16 protein-coding genes are annotated in these 17,833 nt (G+C 46.0%); 13 read left to right on the forward strand and 3 right to left on the reverse strand.

Annotation, left to right across the window (positions count from 1 at the left end; all coding sequences use genetic code 11):
* The 13 genes from ACH19P_RS17460 to ACH19P_RS17520 all read left to right on the forward strand — a co-directional run bounded on the left by ACH19P_RS17460 (position 1) and on the right by ACH19P_RS17520 (position 13,709).
* A complete protein-coding gene (locus ACH19P_RS17460; RefSeq protein WP_462159888.1) occupies positions 1 to 1,545 on the forward strand; it encodes an HAL/PAL/TAL family ammonia-lyase in 1,545 nt (514 codons plus the stop codon).
* Positions 1,538 to 1,966, forward strand: a complete 429-nt coding sequence (locus ACH19P_RS17465; protein ID WP_462159889.1) for an acyl-CoA thioesterase — start codon at positions 1,538 to 1,540, stop codon at positions 1,964 to 1,966. The genes ACH19P_RS17460 and ACH19P_RS17465 overlap by 8 nt, the downstream gene beginning before the upstream one ends.
* Positions 1,963 to 2,475, forward strand: coding sequence for a LolA-like protein (locus tag ACH19P_RS17470; protein WP_462159890.1), 513 nt, complete (start codon positions 1,963 to 1,965; stop codon positions 2,473 to 2,475). The genes ACH19P_RS17465 and ACH19P_RS17470 overlap by 4 nt, the downstream gene beginning before the upstream one ends.
* Positions 2,476 to 2,480: 5 nt before the next feature.
* Positions 2,481 to 4,730 carry an MMPL family transporter gene (locus tag ACH19P_RS17475; protein WP_462159892.1) on the forward strand — a complete coding sequence of 750 codons (2,250 nt, stop codon included), beginning with the start codon at positions 2,481 to 2,483 and terminating at the stop codon, positions 4,728 to 4,730.
* On the forward strand, positions 4,723 to 5,973 hold the full coding sequence (locus ACH19P_RS17480; protein WP_462159893.1) for an NAD(P)/FAD-dependent oxidoreductase: 1,251 nt from the start codon (positions 4,723 to 4,725) through the stop codon (positions 5,971 to 5,973). Before ACH19P_RS17475 ends, ACH19P_RS17480 begins: the two co-directional genes overlap by 8 nt.
* Positions 5,973 to 6,533 carry a DUF3261 domain-containing protein gene (locus ACH19P_RS17485; RefSeq protein ID WP_462159894.1) on the forward strand — a complete coding sequence of 187 codons (561 nt, stop codon included), beginning with the start codon at positions 5,973 to 5,975 and terminating at the stop codon, positions 6,531 to 6,533. Before ACH19P_RS17480 ends, ACH19P_RS17485 begins: the two co-directional genes overlap by 1 nt.
* Positions 6,530 to 7,720, forward strand: a complete 1,191-nt coding sequence (locus tag ACH19P_RS17490) for a beta-ketoacyl-ACP synthase (protein WP_462159895.1) — start codon at positions 6,530 to 6,532, stop codon at positions 7,718 to 7,720. Before ACH19P_RS17485 ends, ACH19P_RS17490 begins: the two co-directional genes overlap by 4 nt.
* Positions 7,713 to 8,168, forward strand: a complete 456-nt coding sequence (locus ACH19P_RS17495; RefSeq protein WP_462159896.1) for a hotdog family protein — start codon at positions 7,713 to 7,715, stop codon at positions 8,166 to 8,168. The genes ACH19P_RS17490 and ACH19P_RS17495 overlap by 8 nt, the downstream gene beginning before the upstream one ends.
* Complete coding sequence (gene fabG, locus ACH19P_RS17500; RefSeq protein WP_462159897.1) at positions 8,165 to 8,890, forward strand: 3-oxoacyl-ACP reductase FabG; 726 nt, start codon at positions 8,165 to 8,167, stop codon at positions 8,888 to 8,890. The genes ACH19P_RS17495 and fabG overlap by 4 nt, the downstream gene beginning before the upstream one ends.
* Positions 8,890 to 10,107, forward strand: a complete 1,218-nt coding sequence (locus ACH19P_RS17505; protein ID WP_462159899.1) for a beta-ketoacyl-ACP synthase — start codon at positions 8,890 to 8,892, stop codon at positions 10,105 to 10,107. The genes fabG and ACH19P_RS17505 overlap by 1 nt, the downstream gene beginning before the upstream one ends.
* A gap of 6 nt (positions 10,108 to 10,113) precedes the next feature.
* On the forward strand, positions 10,114 to 10,920 hold the full coding sequence (locus tag ACH19P_RS17510; protein ID WP_462159900.1) for a MipA/OmpV family protein: 807 nt from the start codon (positions 10,114 to 10,116) through the stop codon (positions 10,918 to 10,920).
* Between the two features lie 2 nt (positions 10,921 to 10,922).
* Positions 10,923 to 11,351, forward strand: a complete 429-nt coding sequence (locus tag ACH19P_RS17515; RefSeq protein WP_462159902.1) for an excinuclease ABC subunit A — start codon at positions 10,923 to 10,925, stop codon at positions 11,349 to 11,351.
* A 123-nt stretch (positions 11,352 to 11,474) separates the two neighbouring features.
* The gene (locus ACH19P_RS17520) at positions 11,475 to 13,709 is read left to right on the forward strand and encodes a carbohydrate binding family 9 domain-containing protein (RefSeq protein ID WP_462159903.1); all 2,235 of its coding nucleotides are present in this window, start codon (positions 11,475 to 11,477) and stop codon (positions 13,707 to 13,709) included.
* Here ACH19P_RS17520 and ACH19P_RS17525 read toward each other — a convergent pair.
* From ACH19P_RS17525 to ACH19P_RS17535, 3 genes are all read right to left on the reverse strand, one after another.
* Positions 13,706 to 15,064 carry a DUF2254 domain-containing protein gene (locus tag ACH19P_RS17525; protein ID WP_462159904.1) on the reverse strand — a complete coding sequence of 453 codons (1,359 nt, stop codon included), beginning with the start codon at positions 15,062 to 15,064 and terminating at the stop codon, positions 13,706 to 13,708. The two genes, ACH19P_RS17520 and ACH19P_RS17525, sit on opposite strands and share 4 nt — an antisense overlap.
* A gap of 40 nt (positions 15,065 to 15,104) precedes the next feature.
* Positions 15,105 to 16,055 (reverse strand): Solitary outer membrane autotransporter beta-barrel domain, encoded by a 951-nt coding sequence (locus ACH19P_RS17530; protein WP_462159905.1) that lies wholly within the window; start codon positions 16,053 to 16,055, stop codon positions 15,105 to 15,107.
* A gap of 83 nt (positions 16,056 to 16,138) precedes the next feature.
* Entirely contained in the window at positions 16,139 to 17,728 is a 1,590-nt protein-coding gene (locus ACH19P_RS17535; RefSeq protein ID WP_462159906.1) for an AbgT family transporter, read from the reverse strand.
* Positions 17,729 to 17,833 lie beyond the last annotated feature (105 nt).

Here is a 17,833-nt window from a genome sequence, read left to right on the forward strand (position 1 = left end):
GTGTCTAACCATTCAACAGTCATCTTTGGTGCTGCACCACTTCGAATTGAAGACATCGTGGTATTTGCCCACTCTGATGCTAAAGCTGCGATTAGCGAAGACGATGCGCTGCGTATCAAAATAGACTCTGCCGTCGCATTTTTAGATGAATTGCTGGAGAAAGAAGGCGTAATTTATGGGGTGACAACAGGCTATGGCGATTCAGTCACCGTGGGTATCCCACTTGAGCTTGTCAAAGAGTTGCCGTTACATCTTACACGCTTTCATGGTTGTGGCATGGGGCAACACTTCTCACATGCTCAATCACGCGCCATTCTCGCGACGCGTTTAACTTCCCTTACTCAGGGATACTCTGGCGTAAGTTGGCAATTGCTGCACTTGCTGCGTGACATGATTAATCACGACATATTACCGGTGATCCCTCAAGAAGGCTCTGTCGGTGCAAGCGGTGATTTAACACCTCTGTCCTATGTGGCAGGGGCGTTAGTGGGGGAGCGAGATGTGTATTATCAAGGGGCCGTAATGCCCTCTCGAGACGCTTTTGCCAAAGTCGGTTTGCAACCCATAACGCTGCGCCCTAAAGAAGGCTTAGCCATTATGAATGGCACTGCGGTGATGACCGCCGTGGCCTGTTTAGCCTATGACCGCGCTAATTACTTACATAAATTAGCGACGCGCGTTACGGCTTTGAGTTCACTGGCGCTTAAAGGCAACAGTCACCATTTTGACGAAATACTATTCTCTGTAAAGCCGCATGCCGGTCAACAACAGGTCGCTGCGTGGATCCGAGAAGACCTTAATCATCACACTCATCCGCGTAACGCTGAGCGTTTGCAGGATAGATATTCAATTCGCTGTGCACCGCATGTAATTGGTGTGCTTGCTGATTCTTTGCCGTGGTTACGTCAGTTCATCGAAAATGAGCTTAACTCTGCAAATGACAACCCGATTATTGATGGTCAAGGTGAGCACGTTCTGCATGGTGGTCATTTCTATGGCGGTCATATTGCGATGGCAATGGACAGCATGAAGACAGCGGTTGCGAATCTTGCTGATTTGGCTGACCGTCAAATCGCGTCTTTGGTCGATACAAAATATAACAATGGCTTACCCAGCAATTTAAGTGATGCAGATGACACCCGTCGCTACATCAACCACGGATTTAAAGCAGTGCAAATTGGCGCGTCATCTTTTACAGCAGAAGCATTGAAACTGACGATGCCAGCAAGTGTCTTCTCACGTTCTACAGAATGTCATAATCAGGACAAGGTGAGCATGGGAACAATTGCTGCACGAGACTGCATGCGCGTGCTGGAACTTACCGAACAAGTATTGGCGTGCACACTACTTGCAGCTGTTCAAGGCCTGCGTATTCGCATCAAGCAAGGCGAAGTGAACGAGCAGGGATTAAGTGTAAATATTCGCACTATGTATAGCGACATCTGCGAATACTTTGATAATCTCACAGAGGATCGACCTCTTGAACAAACATTGCGCACAACCGTAGATTATATCGTGCAGCAACGTTGGGACTTATATGAATAGCAAGAATGCGCTGTTAAGTGCAGCGGTAGAAATTGAAATTCCCTTTCACGATTGCGATCCCATGCACATTGTTTGGCATGGCAATTACGCGCGCTACCTTGAAGTTGCGCGCTGTGAGTTACTGCGCAAGTTTGAATATGATTATTTGCAAATGGTGGAGTCGGGATACGCATGGCCCATCGTTGATATGCGAATCAAATACATCGATTCCGCCGTGTTCACTCAGACCATTCGTGTTGAAGCCTATCTAAAAGAGTACGAAACCCGTCTCAAGATTGATTACATTATCTATGATGCGCAAACAAATAAGCGCCTGACGAAAGCGTACACGGTGCAGGTGGCGGTTGATCCGATAAGTAAAGAAATGCAATACGTGTCGCCACAAATCTTGCTGGACAAGCTTAAAGGAGTGCTGGGATGATTCGCATTGTCACTCTTCTGACTTTGTTCTTGTCAACGTTTGTACAGGCCGATTCAGGGCAATTTGAGCAAAGCAAACTCTTTGCAGGCTTTAAACAAGCGTTTGTAAGTACAGGGCAATACACCCTCGATGATGACCAATTATTGTGGCACACAATGACACCTGTTGAGTCGCAACTTAAAATTGATGCAACGGGCGTCTATGAACGCCAAGCCAACGGTGAATACGCTGCGCAACTGCAAACAGGCACCTACGGCGCATTACTGCCTGCGCTACTAGCGCAGGACGACACAGCATTGGCGCAGTTTTTTTCAGCTGAGTCAGTTGCACCTCCAGAGTCTTTGTCCGAATCCGCACTTGAGTGTGTGCAATTGGTGCCAACAGTCGCTGAGCTGAAATCATTATTCAGTCATTTTATTAGTTGCGCGCATGAACAAGAAGTCGCATTTATTGGCTTGTATGAAGACAATGGCACGGCGACTGAAATTACGTTAACACCGGATAGATAGTGGTCATGAATTCTCGCTTTCATGTTGCGTTGCTGGCGTTGTTCCCACTGTTATTGTTTGCAGCAATTATGGCAGCTGCGCAGCTCAAGCCGATTAGCATCAAAGGTGACATGCTAGCGATACTGGGCGATAACTCAGCACACGACGAGCAATCTACGTCTGTCGAATTTTATCAAGCGCAGCAAGCTCTCTTAACGCAGCAGCAATCTTCGCTGGTGTTTTCTTTAGCGGGGGATGGGGCACAACACGCTTATCTTGATTTGGCGACTGCACTCGATCAACTTGATATTAAAGTGCAAGAACATCAGGGCGATTTGCAACAGATTATTGATTTTTATGCGCCTTACCAAGGGGCGCTGATGAGTCAAGCGTATCGTCAAGCACTCGCTAACCCGAACACATTCAATGACTATTTTACCCGCCAACTCACTCAAACATCCTCGCCATGGTTGAGCAAAAGTGTCGGTGAAGATCCATCATTAGCGACGTTTAGTTTCGTTAGCACCTTGGGCAGTGCTCAAGCTCTCACTCTTGTCGATGGGAAGTTGCAAGCTCGCGACGCATCGGGTGAAACTGTGTGGATGATGATTGCTACTAGCTCAATTCACGGTGACTCAATCAATGGTTCAATTGCGTTGAGTGAAGCCATAGTAGCGGCAATATCGCGTATTAGCGAACAATACCCAAATTTGGAATTACGTTATTCAGGAGTGCTGTTTCATAACGCCGAAAATGCGCTGCAAGCAAAGTGGGAAATGAATCGTTTTGGTCTAATAAGTGTCATTCTATTGGCGACGTTCGTAGCGATATTCCTGCGTGGTCTGGCACCTCTATGGATAAGCTCACTTACAGTTCTCAGCGCAATTTTGGCGGGTGTACTCGCTTTATGGATTGTGCGCAGTGAAATTCACATACTCACGTTGGTGTTCGCGACCACGTTAATCGGCGTCGCAATTGATTATGCCTTTCATGCCATGGCTCACTCGGGTGCAAAGTCAAAAGGTTATTCACCTGCACTTAAACGCGGTTTGCTGCTCGCGTTGAGCTCTACCAGCATTGGTTATTTGTGTTTCTTAACTGCGCCGATGACACTGCTGCAAGATGTGGCGATTTTTGTCGTCGGTGGTTTGTTAGGCGCGTGGGTATTTGTACGATTTTGCTTGCCAACCACACGTATTGCCGTTGTGCTGCGACCTAATATTGACACCATGGCGTTTCATGCGATTGCGCTGCAGCACAGTGCAAGGCGCTATGCAAATGCGTTAGGCGCGGTGATTCTATTACTGTGCGTGTGTGTATGGGTTATAACGCCGCCCAAATTAAATGACTCAATTGCCAGCTTTAATGCCAGTAGCGAGACGCTCATGGCTGCCCAAATTGCGCACCAAGATTATTTGAGTGGCGGTGTACAAAGCCATCGCGTTATCGTTGAAGGGGATGATATTCAAGATCTGTTAGCGAATGAAGAAATGCTGAGCGATTGGGTGTCTTCTAAAGGGGCAAATACTTATGGCATAAGCTCATTGCTGCCGAGTGAACAACGCCAAAAGGCCTCTTTGACTTTATACGAACAAGCAGTAAAGACGAATGTATTTGCGTCAATCACCCAGTTCACCGGGACACGAATCACGACACAAAATCCTAGGTTGCTCAGCTATGATAATTTTTTAACCGGGCCTTTGGCCGACACCTTGCCCCTGCCTATTCATTTGCAAGGTAAAGAGTTTTCATTAGTTAATGTAGTAGACGTTGATACAACAATTGTTGAGCAAGCCTGTGCACAGTTACAAATTTGTGCAGTGGTTGATGTGCCAAAGCAACTAAGCAAAATATTGGCGCACTTTCACAGCAGTATTCATTGGGCATTGTTGGCAGCCCTCACCGCTATTTTTGTGATATTTGTTGTGAGTTTCGGTCTGATTAGTGGCGCAAAAATGAGTGCATGGTTAGCACTCACGGCGTTATTCATTGTTACCATTATAAGTGTATTCGCGCCGATCTCCGTTTTTCACACCCTCGGGCTGATCCTCGTGTTGGCGCTTGCCGTCGACTACTTTATTTTCTATCGCCAAGGCGGATACAGTGGTGAAACGTTTGCTGCTATCAGTTTATCTGCACTGTCATCCTTGGCGGTATTTGCTATGTTAATCTTTTCAAAAACACCAGCAATTAGCCAGTTTGGTGCCGCCGTATTGGTTGGCCTAGTTGTTGTTTATATTTTGGCGCCCTTTAGTATCGAGAACAAAAATGAATAAGAATGAATCCACAACGGACATAGTGGTCATCGGTGCAGGTCCCTCAGGAGCACTCGCAAGCGCGCTGTTGCAACAAAAAGGGTGGCAGGTAACGGTGTTAGAAGGGCAACATTTTCCGCGTTTTTCAATAGGCGAAAGCTTATTGCCTCAATGTATGCACTTTTTAGCCGAAGCAGGTATGGATAAGGTTATTGATGAGCATGCACAGCAGTGTGGCTTTCAATTTAAAAATGGTGCAGCTTTTCATCACAATGGTGTCGATACTGCCATTGATTTTACAGATAAATTTACTCAAGGACGCGGCACAACCTATCAAGTTAAGCGTGCGCCATTCGATAAACTGTTGGCCGACACCGCCTCATCACAAGGCGTAAACATTCACTATGGCCACCGAGTGACAGGCTTTAACGAGCATGAGCAGGGGGTAACATTGAATGTCAGCAGCGCAGAGGGTGATTATGAACTTGAAACTCGTTTTGTACTCGATGCAAGCGGTTTCGGGCGGGTATTATCACGGTTACTGGAGTTGGAGAAACCTTCCTGTTTACCAACGCGTACAGCGCATTTCTGTCACATTCAAGACGGCATTATTGATGAGCGTTTTGACCGAGATAAAATACTCATTAGTGTGCACCCAGATCACAGAGACATTTGGTATTGGCTGATCCCGTTTTCAGACGGTACGGCAAGTCTGGGTGTTGTTGGGGAACCGACATTATTTGATGATAACCTCAGTGCCTCTGAGAACTTATGGAAGCGCGTAAAAGAAGAACCAAACCTCGCAAAATTGTTGGCGCATGCCCAAGCTATCAACGACGTGCAAACCTTAGGCGGCTATTCGGCAGACGTTGAAAGCTTGTATGGTAAGCGTTTTGCCTTACTCGGCAATGCCGGTGAGTTCCTTGACCCTGTGTTTTCTTCCGGTGTGACCATTGCACTTAAATCAGCCTCTTTGGTTGCGCCAGTGGTTGATGCGTACCTCAAGGGGGAGGATGCTGACTTTGAAACGCAATTTGCTATGCCATTAAAACAAGGTGTTGAATGCTTTAAGACCTTTGTAACCGCGTGGTATGACACACGTTTTCAAGATGTGATCTTTTACCCACACCAAGGCCAAGAAGTTCGCCGTATGATAAGCGCAATTCTAGCGGGTTATGCTTGGGATGATGAAAACCCTTATGTCGCCCAAAGTGAACGTCGATTAAATGTGTTGGCTCAACTTTGCCAACTGGAGCCGAGTTAATGCGCGTAATCCTGCTGTTGTGCGTCATAGTCCTCAGTGGTTGTGTGAGTAATGCGCACAAACCAAACGGCGAGACAGTGTATTTGCAACCTGCGACTAGCTTAACCCTGAGTGCGCCAAGCGTTGAGCTTTATGGCAATCAATGGCAAAAGCGCATGTTTGTATCACGTTCAGGCAACAGCAAAACCTTATTAAGCCAACTTGCTATCGATGAGGGCGGCACAGTGAATTTGGCCATTATGACGTCCGTGGGAATTCCAGTGTTAACGCTAACGTTTGATCAAGTGACTGGTGTTCGGGCAAAAGAGTTTGTTGACCTCGCAGGATTAAATCCGCTTTACATTTTGGCGGATATACAGCTTGTACATTGGCCTGTAGCGCAGTTGCAAGACCACTTACGTGGCGCCAAAATCATTGAATATGCGACCGAACAAGGGCGAGTTCGAGAAGTACTCGAGGGTGAGCACGTGCTTATGACAATCACCTATGAACATAACGGCGTAGTACTCAAAAATGAATTACGTGACTATGAAATACGATTCGAAAAGGTAAACCCATGACGGCTTGGCTTAATGATGTAGGAATTGTCAGTGCGTTAGGAGCGACAAAACGTGCGCATCTAGACGCGCTTGCCAATGCGAATATTCAACCGCTGTCGCAACAAAGCGGCCTGAGTCACACAGGTAAGGACCCTTTTGTCGGCAAGGTAGCTGAGGTCGACTTGAAGTCAACACGACGTAATAACCAGATCATCGACTTCGCACTGGCGCAAATCCAACCAACACTTGCTAAGGTTCTAGCGCAATATCGTAAAGATCGTATCGCGGTGGTAATGGGTACCAGTACCGCAGATATCTACGACGGTGAGAGGGCTCGGGTAGAATGGGATCGGACGCAAGATAATACTTGGCCACAAGGATATCACTATCACCATCAAGCGTTGGACGCACCAGCACAATACATAAAAGCGACATTGGGACTAGAAGGCTTAGCTTATAGTATTTCCACAGCATGTAGTTCCAGCGCTAAGGCGTTAAGTAGTGCCCAAGGCATATTGGCGGCAGGCTTGGCTGATGTAGTAATTTGTGGTGGCGCAGACAGTTTGTGTCAGCTCACTGTCAATGGCTTCAATGCATTAGCATCAACCACTGATGGAATTTGCCGACCATTTGCTGCGGACCGAGATGGTATCAACATCGGTGAAGGTGCAGCTATTTTCGTGATGAGTCAGGACGCGTCACTGAGCGCTGCACATACTGCTTTATTAGGTTGCGGCGCGAGCTCTGATGCGTATCATATGTCCGCTCCGGAACCTGCGGGGGAGGGAGCACAAAGCGCGATGTTACAAGCCTTGGCTAATGCCAAAATTACCCCGCAGGATGTTGATTACCTCAATGCCCATGGTACAGCTACTCCCAAGAATGACGAAATGGAGGCGCAGGCGATTGCCAGTGTGTTAGGATGTGATGTTCCTGTTAGCTCCACGAAACACATGACGGGTCACACCTTAGGGGCCGCTGGCGCGATTGAAGCGGCTATCTGTTGGTTACTGATAGAACAGCAGCGCCTGGCAGTGGACTCACCATTGTCATTGCCCAAGCAAGGCGATTATCAGCTTGATAACACGTTGCAAAAAATAAACATAATTCAAAAAGAAATAATAAAGAAACCAAATATTTGTATGAGTAACTCGTTTGCTTTTGGCGGTAACAACGCCTGTATCATTGTCGGAGAAGTTGATGCTTGATATCGATATGTCGACACTCATTGCCCATAGAGACCCGATGGTGCTCATTGATTCTATGATTGCATTTGATGAAAACACCGCGCAGTGTCGCGTTACTATCACGGAGCAAAGTGCATTTTATGATACGCAGCGTGAGGGCGTCCCCAGTTATATTGGCAGCGAATACATGGCGCAAGCCATTGCCGCTTATGCTGGTGTACATGATCTTGATAGTCAGCGCGACATTAAAATAGGCTTTTTGCTAGGAAGCCGAAAAATTCGATGTTATCAGCCGCTTTTCCATAACACGTGGGAACTTGATGTATTTGTTGAGAAGTTAATCCAAGACGAATCAGGTTTAAGCGTATTTGAATGCAAAATTCTGCACCAGGAAGCCTGTGTTGTTGAGGCAAAAATCAACGTATTCCAACCCGCTGATCCCATGAAATTTATAAAGGAAAACCAATGAGTAGACGTATATTAGTAACTGGCTCAAGCCGCGGTATTGGAAAAGCAGTGGCGTTGCATCTGGCTCAGCAAGGCTTTGATATTACATTACATTGTCGCTCCAAAGTGGAATTAGCGCAGCAAGTAGCACAAGAAATTCAAGCATTAGGTCGCGCGGTGAATATATTGGTGTTTGATGTCACGGATCGTGACGGTGCCAAGGCGGCAATTGAAGCTGACATCGCAGCAAATGGTGCCTATTACGGTGTCGTGTGTAATGCCGGAGTAACCCGTGATACAGCTTTCCCAGCGATGACCGACGAGGAGTGGGACACAGTCATTAGCACGGGACTTGATGGCTTTTACAATGTAGTTCGCCCATTAGTCATGCCAATGGTGAGCGCCCGCAAAGGTGGCCGTATCATTACGCTAGCGTCTGTGTCTGGTATTGCAGGAAACCGTGGTCAGGTGAATTACAGTGCAGCAAAAGCAGGCATTATTGGCGCTACAAAAGCACTATCACTTGAGCTTGCGAAGCGCAAAATCACCGTGAATTGTGTTGCACCCGGGCTTATAGCCACAGAAATGACAGAAGATTTGGACACCAAGATGCTGCTTGAGCATGTGCCTATGCGCCGCATGGGCAGTGTTGATGAAGTGGCAGCGACGGTCGCGTTTCTAGCGTCAGACTCCGCGGCATACATTACTCGTCAGGTTATTTCAGTGAATGGTGGATTAGTATAATGAAACGCGTCGTGGTTACTGGGATGTCGTGTATTACGGCACTTGGCGATAACTGGGAAAGTTTTAGAGCGGCGCTGGAGCGTGGTGAAAATGCGGTTCAAGAAATGCCGCAATGGCAAAAAATTAGTGACTTAAACACTAAACTTGCAGCGCCTATCACTGACTTTGAACGTCCGAATCACTATAAACGCAAGATGGTGCGTTCGATGGGACGTGTGGCGCTTATGTCGACCGTGGCCACCGAGCGGGCGCTGGCACAGGCGCAACTATTGGATCACCCCTCACTGACCAACGGTGATACGGGCGTGGCGTATGGTTCATCAACTGGCTCGACGCCACCACTGATTGCCTTCGCGGATATGATGAAAACTGGGCAAATGACAGGTGTTACGGCAACCAGTTACATTCAAATGATGGCACATACTGCACCTGTGAATATTGGTGTGTTTTTTGGTCTTAAAGGTCGAGTGATCACCACAAGCTCTGCCTGCACGTCTGGTTCTCAGGGCATTGGCTATGCCTACGAGGCAATTAAGTACGGGCGTCAGAAAATCATGGTAGCTGGTGGGGCTGAGGAACTCTGCGTTACTGAAGCTGCCGTGTTTGATACCTTATATGCTACGAGCTGTAAGAACGATACACCAAAAGCCACCCCAAGACCGTTTGACTCAGACCGCGACGGTTTAGTGATTGGTGAAGGTGCAGGCACGCTTATATTGGAAGAATATGAACATGCTAAAGAGCGTGGAGCAACAATCTTGGCAGAGCTCGTTGGTTTTGGCTGTAATTCTGATGGCCAACATGTTACTCAACCAACCAGTGAAACCATGCAAGTTGCCATTGAAATGGCACTAGCTGATGCGCACCTCAGCGCTGATGAAATTGGTTATGTGAACGCCCACGGTACGTCAACAGACCGAGGTGATATTGCCGAATCACATGCAACATACAATGCATTGGGTAAAAAGCCTATCAGCTCGTTAAAGAGCTACTTGGGTCACACTCTTGGCGCGTGTGGTGCAATAGAGGCGTGGGCGAGTATTGAAATGATGCGTGATGACTGGTTTGCACCAACCGTTAATCTGGACCAAGTTGATGAACAATGTGCGCCGCTCGATTACCTTACATCTGCCCGTGAAATGCACTGTGACTATGTAATGAGCAATAACTTTGCATTTGGTGGCATCAACACGTCGTTAATTTTTAAAAGAGTGTAATTGGCAATGGTTAAATGGGTGGGGGGTCTGTTACTTGGACTCATGAGTGCAGCGAGTTACAGCGAGGAGCTCGAACTAGGTGCGGGTATCTTTCACACCTCTTTGCCGCACTATTTGGGCTCAAGTGAGCACAATAATTACACCTTACCGCTGCCCTATGTACGTTACCGCAGCGACAAACTGAGCGTGGACCGTAACAGTGCGGTAGGCTATTTGTGGCAGCAAGGTAATTGGCATCTTGATATTTCGGCAACGGCGAGCTTAGCGGTTGACAGTCAAGACAACTCAGTGCGTGCTGGAATGGATGACTTAGATTGGGTATTCGAGTTGGGCCCGGCACTCGATTATTATTTCAGTGGCAGTCAAACGAGTGATGGTTACGCAAAGGCCGGCCTCTTTTTGCGAAAGGCCATTGCCAGCGACTTTTCCAGCATTGACGATTTGGGTTTTCGAATGGGGCCTTACGTACAGTGGCAGCGAAGCCTGTGGCAACATGAACAAGCAACATTGGCTATGACATCCCGAGCCGCTATTAATTTCGCGACCTCAAAATATGTCGATTATTTTTACGGTGTGAGTGAGCAATTTGCCACAGACAACCGTGAACAATATGATGCTGAACGGGGTTATAGTGGCAGCGAAGTGTCGATTGGTTTAAATTACGATTCACAACGCTGGTGGGTCGGTGGTTTTGTCAAATATTACCGTATCAAGGATGCGCGTTGGCAAGATAGCCCACTGGTGGAGCGCCACCATAATATCGCTTACGGTATTGGTGTGGCATGGAAGTTTTACAATAAAAAATGGAATTAACTATGAAAGCAAAAATTTTATTAGCAACTGCGCTACTGAGTGTATCTACAGGCGCGCTGGCTCGGGATGACATCGGTCAATACCCAATTGCGGAGTTACTGCAAAGTAGTAAAGCAAAATCAGTGTTACTTGATGTGCCCATGTACTTTGGAACTCAGTCTCATGGCGAAGTGAAAGAGCGCTTCGGAGAGGTGATGACTAACAAAAAAACCAATGCATTCAATAAGTCAGATCGTGAAGCTTGTGAATGGGTTATGCTAAGTGCACTCAAAGCTCTGCAAGAGCGCGCAAAACGTGAAGGAATGAACGCGGTCGTTAATATTCAGTCTTATTATAAGAAACGTGAGTTTTCGAGTGAGACCGAGTTTGAATGCGGTGCGGGAGCACTTATTGCGGGTGTAACACTTAAAGGAACATTGGTAAATCTCTAACACCTTGTTTTTGAGTTTATATTGGCATTTAATGCACTAAAAACTAGCTTTTTGTTTTCATCTTGTTAACATTGAGAAAACTTTGCTGAGAGCAAAAGGCTAGTTGTAGTTATAAGGATATTTATGGTGCAGTTAAAATGCGTACCCGTATACGCAAGCGTATTAGCACTGGGGTTTAGTGCAGCATCCTTTGCATATCCACCCGCTCAAAATTATTCACTTGTACACCTTCAAGAATCGGTGCAATTAGACGGTCAGATTGATGAAGCTGTGTGGCAACATGCTACCAAGATTGAAGTAAACACTCAGAATGCGCCGTTGGAGCGATCTCCTTCTCCGGTAGAAACAACCGCGTATATGTTCGAAGATGGGCGCTTTTTCTATCTTGCAATCGATGCAAAAGATCCAAATCCGAGCCAGATCCGTGGTGCCATTAGAGACCGCGATGAGCTATGGCGAGACGATAATGTGGGTATCATCATCGACAGTCTCAATGATGAGCGCAATGCCTTTGAGTTTTTCGTTAACGCGTTCGGGGCTCAGGGTGATATCCTCGCCACCGACTTTGATACCTGGCAAGAAGACCCTAGTTGGGATGCCATTTGGTATAGTGCATCGAAAATTAATGATGATGGTTATTCAGTGGAAATGAAAATTCCTCTGACCGTTTTAAACCTACCGAAAACCAAAGAACCAATCACCTGGGGTATCTCTGTTGCGCGTAATTATCCACGTGATCCTTTGTATCAAATTTCCAACGTTGGTTTTGACCTCGATATTAAATGTAGTTTTTGTCAATTTGATAAACTGACCGGCTTAGCCAATCGCACTTCACAACGCGATGTGATGGTTACTCCTTATGTTAGTGTGCAACGCAGTGACACGAAAGAATCAGTGCCTGGCCCTTGGGTTGATGGTGATACTGATTACAACGCGGGTGTAGATGTGCGTTGGCGGGTCAATGATGAGACCTTGGTCAATGCCACTGTTAATCCCGATTTTTCGCAAGTGGAAGCGGATGCTATTCAGTTGGATGTAAATACCAACTATTCATTGTATTACGCAGAAAAACGTCCGTTCTTTTTGGACGGCTCTTCTTTCTTTCAGACCAATGAGTTAGAACTCATGTACAGCAGGACGATTGCTGATCCTGATTACGGTATGAAAGTGACTGGGAAAAATGGCGCACACACTTATGCCATGCTCGTCGCTGACGACAATAACTCTTCCGTACTGTTACCGTCAAACCAAGGTTCTTACTTGGTGCAACTCAATGAGAAAGTGGTCAACACGGTAGGTCGGTATCGTTACGATGTAGGGCAAACCGGTGGTGTAGGGGTGATGCTTACTCATCGTCAAGGTGGTGATTATCACAATACTGTGGTTGGTATTGATGGGACCTCTTCACTGAATGATTCCGACTCAATCAGTTACGCACTGGCTTACGCTGATACGCAAAATGCGACTGATTTCGCTAATAATTGGGAGCTTGATGAGCAGCAATCAGGCACAGCCTTTAATCTTTCAATCGAGCGCTTGAAGCGAGACTACACATTACGCGCCGAAATCGAGCAGGTAAGTGAAGATTTTCGAGCAGATATGGGTTACCAACCCAAGTCTGACTACCGTGAATTTGAACTCGGAGGAGGCCAAACCTGGTACGGGGAAGAGCATGCGTGGATTACAAAGTGGGGATATGACCTCGAGTGGGAAAAAAGTTATGACCTCGAAGGTAATTTATTAGAAGAGCAATTTGTCGGCCATATTTTTGGTGATGGCCCTTTAATTTCCACTTATGAAGTGGGTGTTTGGCACAGTAACGAACTGTATTTTGGTGAGTACTTCTCACAAAATAATGGCTATGTCTATCTTACTGCGCGGCCGCTTCAAGATTTAAACTACACACTTTACGCCGAATATGGCTCGCGAATTGATTATAGTAACGTGCGATTAGGCGATGGTGCTGACATCGAAAACACCATCAGTTGGGACGTCAATCAGCATTTACAATTGCAGCTAGGCTACAACTACAGTTCTCTTGATGTGGAAGATGAGAGTGTTTACACCGCGCAGCAATGGGACCTACGTATGTACTACAAATTCAATGTGCATAGTATGTTAAAGGTGATTTGGCAATTTGAAGACATCGACCGCAACCAGCAAGCCTACTTGTACCGTCAAGTCCATGAACGAAATCGTGACTTTGGTTCACAGGTTGTGTATTCCTACATGATTAACCCACAATCAGTTTTTTATCTGGGTTATTCAGACAGTGGCTATCAGGATGATGATGTCAACGAACTAACGCGGACGGATAGAACATTCTTCACCAAAATCAGTTATGCGTGGCAACTTTAAGCCGATGGCTGGTTCTCAGATAATTGAAATTTAATGTTGTCGCCACGTTTGGCGGCAACATGATTCATTTTCTCCAACATTCGATTGATGTGTGCGCGTTCATACGGATTCTTAATATTGTGCTCGGCATCAAACACAGTTGCTTGCACATAATTATAGAGTGCGTTGGTGTATTCGCTATCGTGGTCACATACAAACAGAATGTTCTTAAGCGCTTCAATAAGGTTCACCAGAATTGTAGGGTCTGAACAACCATAGTGGCGGATCGGGTCAAAATTTTGTTCTAACAATGAAGCGAGACTTGGCTCATAAAACCACAGCCGGGGATTGTTAGAATCGCAGTTTAATAGTGTGTAGTTGAAATCACCCACGTGTAAACGCGCGATGGTTAATATACTCAACATGTCCACGGCTTTGACGGCAGTGCCCGGGTCATTGATCCCAGGGCTCAGTGCTTTTATCGCAATTTCTGCAATTTGCCTAAGGCCATAGCTGTAGTGATCGCCAATATATTCCTCGATATAAAAGACACTACACGCATTTATTTTTTCACAGAGTTCTTGGTTATCGCTTATATCATAACTGATGGCCAAATAGGGGAAGCCTTTAACACAGAAAAATCCTGGCTCAACGGCGACCACAACTTCTAAATTGTACTCAGTGAGTAACTTGGTCAATTGCTGCGTATTTACTCCTTTAAAATATCCGGCATTGGGGCTGGGTAATAAATACCAGTCTTGATAGTCGGGTTTGAGCTTGAGGATGTCAGCACTTTGGTATGCAATGAGGCTTTCTAATTGCTTATTTGTCTGAGAAAACAGCGTATTGAGTACGTTGTCTACTTGTATCGCTCGGGATATTGAATGAATAAAGAAGACAAACAGCACTAACGAATATATTCCTAGCAGCAAGGCAAAGAAGGTGGCTAATGCAGGGGTGTTAAATTGCTCTTGGTCTTTATGGATGTTCATTAGGGTAAGCAAGGTAAAAACGATGCTGCCCAAGTACATTCCTAACACATATTGATGTGCTTTAATGGTGATTAGCCCAGGGAGTACACGAGGTGACAGTGTTGCTGAAGCATTATTGAGTACGACCATCACCATGGAAAAGCTAAATACCGTCAAGGAAATCAATCCACCTGCAAGTATGCTTAACAAGGTTTTAGCTGTGTCGATATCCGACACGAAGAACACAGGCCACTCATCCTTAATTCGCATCATCCAATCTTGATACTCTATGGCAGCTAACAGCATAGCAAAGACCATTAATAAGCTGATTATGATAGCGGGGTAGAAACCAATACTACTCACAATAGCTCGATAGTGAGTGGCGAGTTTTCTCGGGGCTTGCATGTGTTCGCGTTCCTTATCGAGTGTGGTTTAGTAGGGGCAGTTACTCGTTAAAATAAAATACAACACTGCCGCCCTCTAACGCACTGCCATGATGATAATTAAGACCTATTCCTACGTTTTCGAGCCAAGATAGCCAAGGGCTAGTATCAAAAAGTATGCCGATGCCATATTCATAAAAATGGCCAGTGCCAAATGCGCTGGCATTATCACCACCGATATCAACTCTGTGCGCTTTGAAATAAAAAGCCTGTGATAAATCACCAAAATGCGCACCATTGAATCGTGCTTTGATGCCGTTTTGATAACGCCACCCTTCTGGCCTGATTTTACCCAGTCCTGAGGGCTCAGCTAAAGAACTCCCGTAGTAGTAATTGAAACTTGTTTTGTATTCGTAATACCCCCAATGACGAGGAAGGCGATACATCATTTCAACATGGGGGTTGGCGATTAGCGCATTTGAGCTGATGTTTGCAACGACGCCATCCAATTGTGGTTGCAGTAATTCTCTACTTTGTTCAGAGTTATAGGTGTACGAGTTATCGTAGTGGAAGGCTTGGATACGCGTACCAAAACCAAACCACCACTTCGAACTCACAGGACGTTCGAAAACCCAATTCGCACCTATGCCGTAGATATCTTCTGCGACAATATCGTCGATTTCTTGCTCAAATAAATTGAGGCTATTTGTTTGGTTTAAAAAGCTAGCCTGAATGTGAAGCTCGCTATCAAAATTTTCAAAATAGATGGGTGAACGTGTCTTTTTTGAGATAGGTAACGTGAATACATTGAGATCTTGGCGTAATTCGTTATCCACTTCTTGCTCAGAATTGAACAACGCTGCTGGTGAATTAAAGTGTCCAACCCCCATGTTCACTGATTCACCGTTGGTCAGAACCATGGCTGTTGCATAGGTCTGTTCAATGAATTTTTCTACAGCTGCAAGTGAATAAAATGAACAGATGAGAAACTGGAAAACGAGTAGATAGCGCACTTAGTTGCTCTAGGTAATTGATTACACAACAACTATAGCAAATGGGTACGAGCCAGCAAGTGCGCTGGCTCGAGAATGAAGGGTTAGGGTTGGTAATAGGTTGGTGAGCCAGGGCCTACAGGCATACCTAAAACAAATACCCAGATATAGAATAAACACACCCAGCCAACAAAGAAAATCATGCTGTACGGTAGCATGGTAGCAACCAGGGTACCAATTCCCATGTCTTTTTTGTATTTGGTGGCGACGGCGAGTATTAAGCCAAAATAACTCATCATAGGTGTGATTAAATTGGTAACCGAGTCACCGATACGATACGCCGCTTGGATAGTTTCTGGGGCGTAGCCAATAAGCATCAACATTGGCACAAAGATAGGAGCGGTGACTGCCCATTGTGCCGAAGACGAACCTAAGCTCAAGTTAACCAACGCACACATTAGTATAAAGAATACGAATACTTCTGGACCTGTAAGGTTAAGTGCTTGCAACAATGCAGCACCGTTTACCGCGAGGATGGTGCCAAGGTTTGTCCATTTAAAAAATGCCACGAATTGCGCTGCGAAGAACACCAGTACGATGTACATACCCATGGCCCCCATGCTTTTACTCATAGCGTCAATGACATCACGGTCATTTTTCATTGATCCAACAACACGGCCATACACAAAACCGGGAATCGCGAAGGTGATGAAGATAATTACCACAATGCCTTTGAGGAAAGGTGAGCCTTTAACTTCACCCGTAACCTGGTGACGTAATATCCCATCTTCAGGAATAATCGTTAGTGAGAGAATAACACCAAGTGCTAAAAAGGTGAGACCTGCCCATTTTAAGCCGCTTTTTTCAATTGCACTTAGTTGCTCGATTTTGTTCTCGCCTAAATCAACACTGGCTTCTTTTGGGTCATATTTACCCAAGCGCGGTTCAACGACCTTTTCAGTCACCCAGGTGCCAAGAATAGCGATAAGAAAGACGGAGATGAACATGAAATAGTAGTTCGCTTCCGCCCCGACCTGATAGTCAGGATCAATCATCTGAGCGGCTGGGGTCGTAATACCAGCAAGTAGGGGATTAATGGTACCTAATAATAGATTTGCACTGTAACCACCAGATACGCCTGCAAAAGCTGCAGCCAGACCAGCGAGTGGGTGGCGGCCTAGACTGTGAAATATCATCGCTGCAAGCGGGATGAGAACAACGTATCCAAGCTCAGATGCCGTGTTGGAAAGAATGGCGGCGAAAACCACCATAAAGGTCACCAGACGCTTTGACGCGCCCATGACCATACCGCGCATTGCCGCAGATAAGAGCCCAGAATGCTCTGCTACGCTCACACCCAATAATGCAACTAGCACAGTGCCTAAAGGCGCAAAGCCTGTGAAGTTAGTGACGAGCCCTTCAAAAATACGGCGCAGACCTTCCGCGCTCATTAGACTGACAACTTCAATTACGCCATCAGGATCGCGTCCTTTTGCACCTTCAGGGCGTGGGTCTATTGCACTCAATCCAGCCCAATCAGCAATACCACTGATTACAACAATGGCGACACAGAATAGGGCGAATAGCGTGATGGGGTGGGGTAACAAGTTGCCGAGAAATTCGACTGTGGCAAGGAAGCGATTAAACCAACCTTTTTGTTCTTGCTCTGGTACGGCGGATACAGCTTTTGTCATACCTATTTAATCCATGGAGTCTCAAAATGCTGTGAACAATACCATGTTGGCGATGTTTTATCTTCGATTAGCGGTTAATACAAAGCTAGGAGCGATAAGCGGTAA

This window comes from Pseudoalteromonas sp. GB56 (assembly GCF_054923835.1).

Excerpts from the sequence above, each read along its gene's own strand:
- ACH19P_RS17520 (WP_462159903.1), top strand. The coding sequence starts at position 11,475 with ATGGTGCAGTTAAAATGCGTACCCGTATACGCAAGCGTATTAGCACTG.
- ACH19P_RS17515 (WP_462159902.1), top strand. The coding sequence starts at position 10,923 with ATGAAAGCAAAAATTTTATTAGCAACTGCGCTACTGAGTGTATCTACA.
- ACH19P_RS17510 (WP_462159900.1), top strand. The coding sequence starts at position 10,114 with ATGGTTAAATGGGTGGGGGGTCTGTTACTTGGACTCATGAGTGCAGCG.
- ACH19P_RS17480 (WP_462159893.1), top strand. The coding sequence starts at position 4,723 with ATGAATAAGAATGAATCCACAACGGACATAGTGGTCATCGGTGCAGGT.
- ACH19P_RS17470 (WP_462159890.1), top strand. The coding sequence starts at position 1,963 with ATGATTCGCATTGTCACTCTTCTGACTTTGTTCTTGTCAACGTTTGTA.
- ACH19P_RS17475 (WP_462159892.1), top strand. The coding sequence starts at position 2,481 with ATGAATTCTCGCTTTCATGTTGCGTTGCTGGCGTTGTTCCCACTGTTA.
- fabG (WP_462159897.1), top strand. The coding sequence starts at position 8,165 with ATGAGTAGACGTATATTAGTAACTGGCTCAAGCCGCGGTATTGGAAAA.
- ACH19P_RS17495 (WP_462159896.1), top strand. The coding sequence starts at position 7,713 with ATGCTTGATATCGATATGTCGACACTCATTGCCCATAGAGACCCGATG.
- ACH19P_RS17490 (WP_462159895.1), top strand. The coding sequence starts at position 6,530 with ATGACGGCTTGGCTTAATGATGTAGGAATTGTCAGTGCGTTAGGAGCG.
- ACH19P_RS17535 (WP_462159906.1), bottom strand. The coding sequence starts at position 17,728 with ATGACAAAAGCTGTATCCGCCGTACCAGAGCAAGAACAAAAAGGTTGG.
- ACH19P_RS17485 (WP_462159894.1), top strand. The coding sequence starts at position 5,973 with ATGCGCGTAATCCTGCTGTTGTGCGTCATAGTCCTCAGTGGTTGTGTG.
- ACH19P_RS17505 (WP_462159899.1), top strand. The coding sequence starts at position 8,890 with ATGAAACGCGTCGTGGTTACTGGGATGTCGTGTATTACGGCACTTGGC.
- ACH19P_RS17465 (WP_462159889.1), top strand. The coding sequence starts at position 1,538 with ATGAATAGCAAGAATGCGCTGTTAAGTGCAGCGGTAGAAATTGAAATT.
- ACH19P_RS17525 (WP_462159904.1), bottom strand. The coding sequence starts at position 15,064 with ATGCAAGCCCCGAGAAAACTCGCCACTCACTATCGAGCTATTGTGAGT.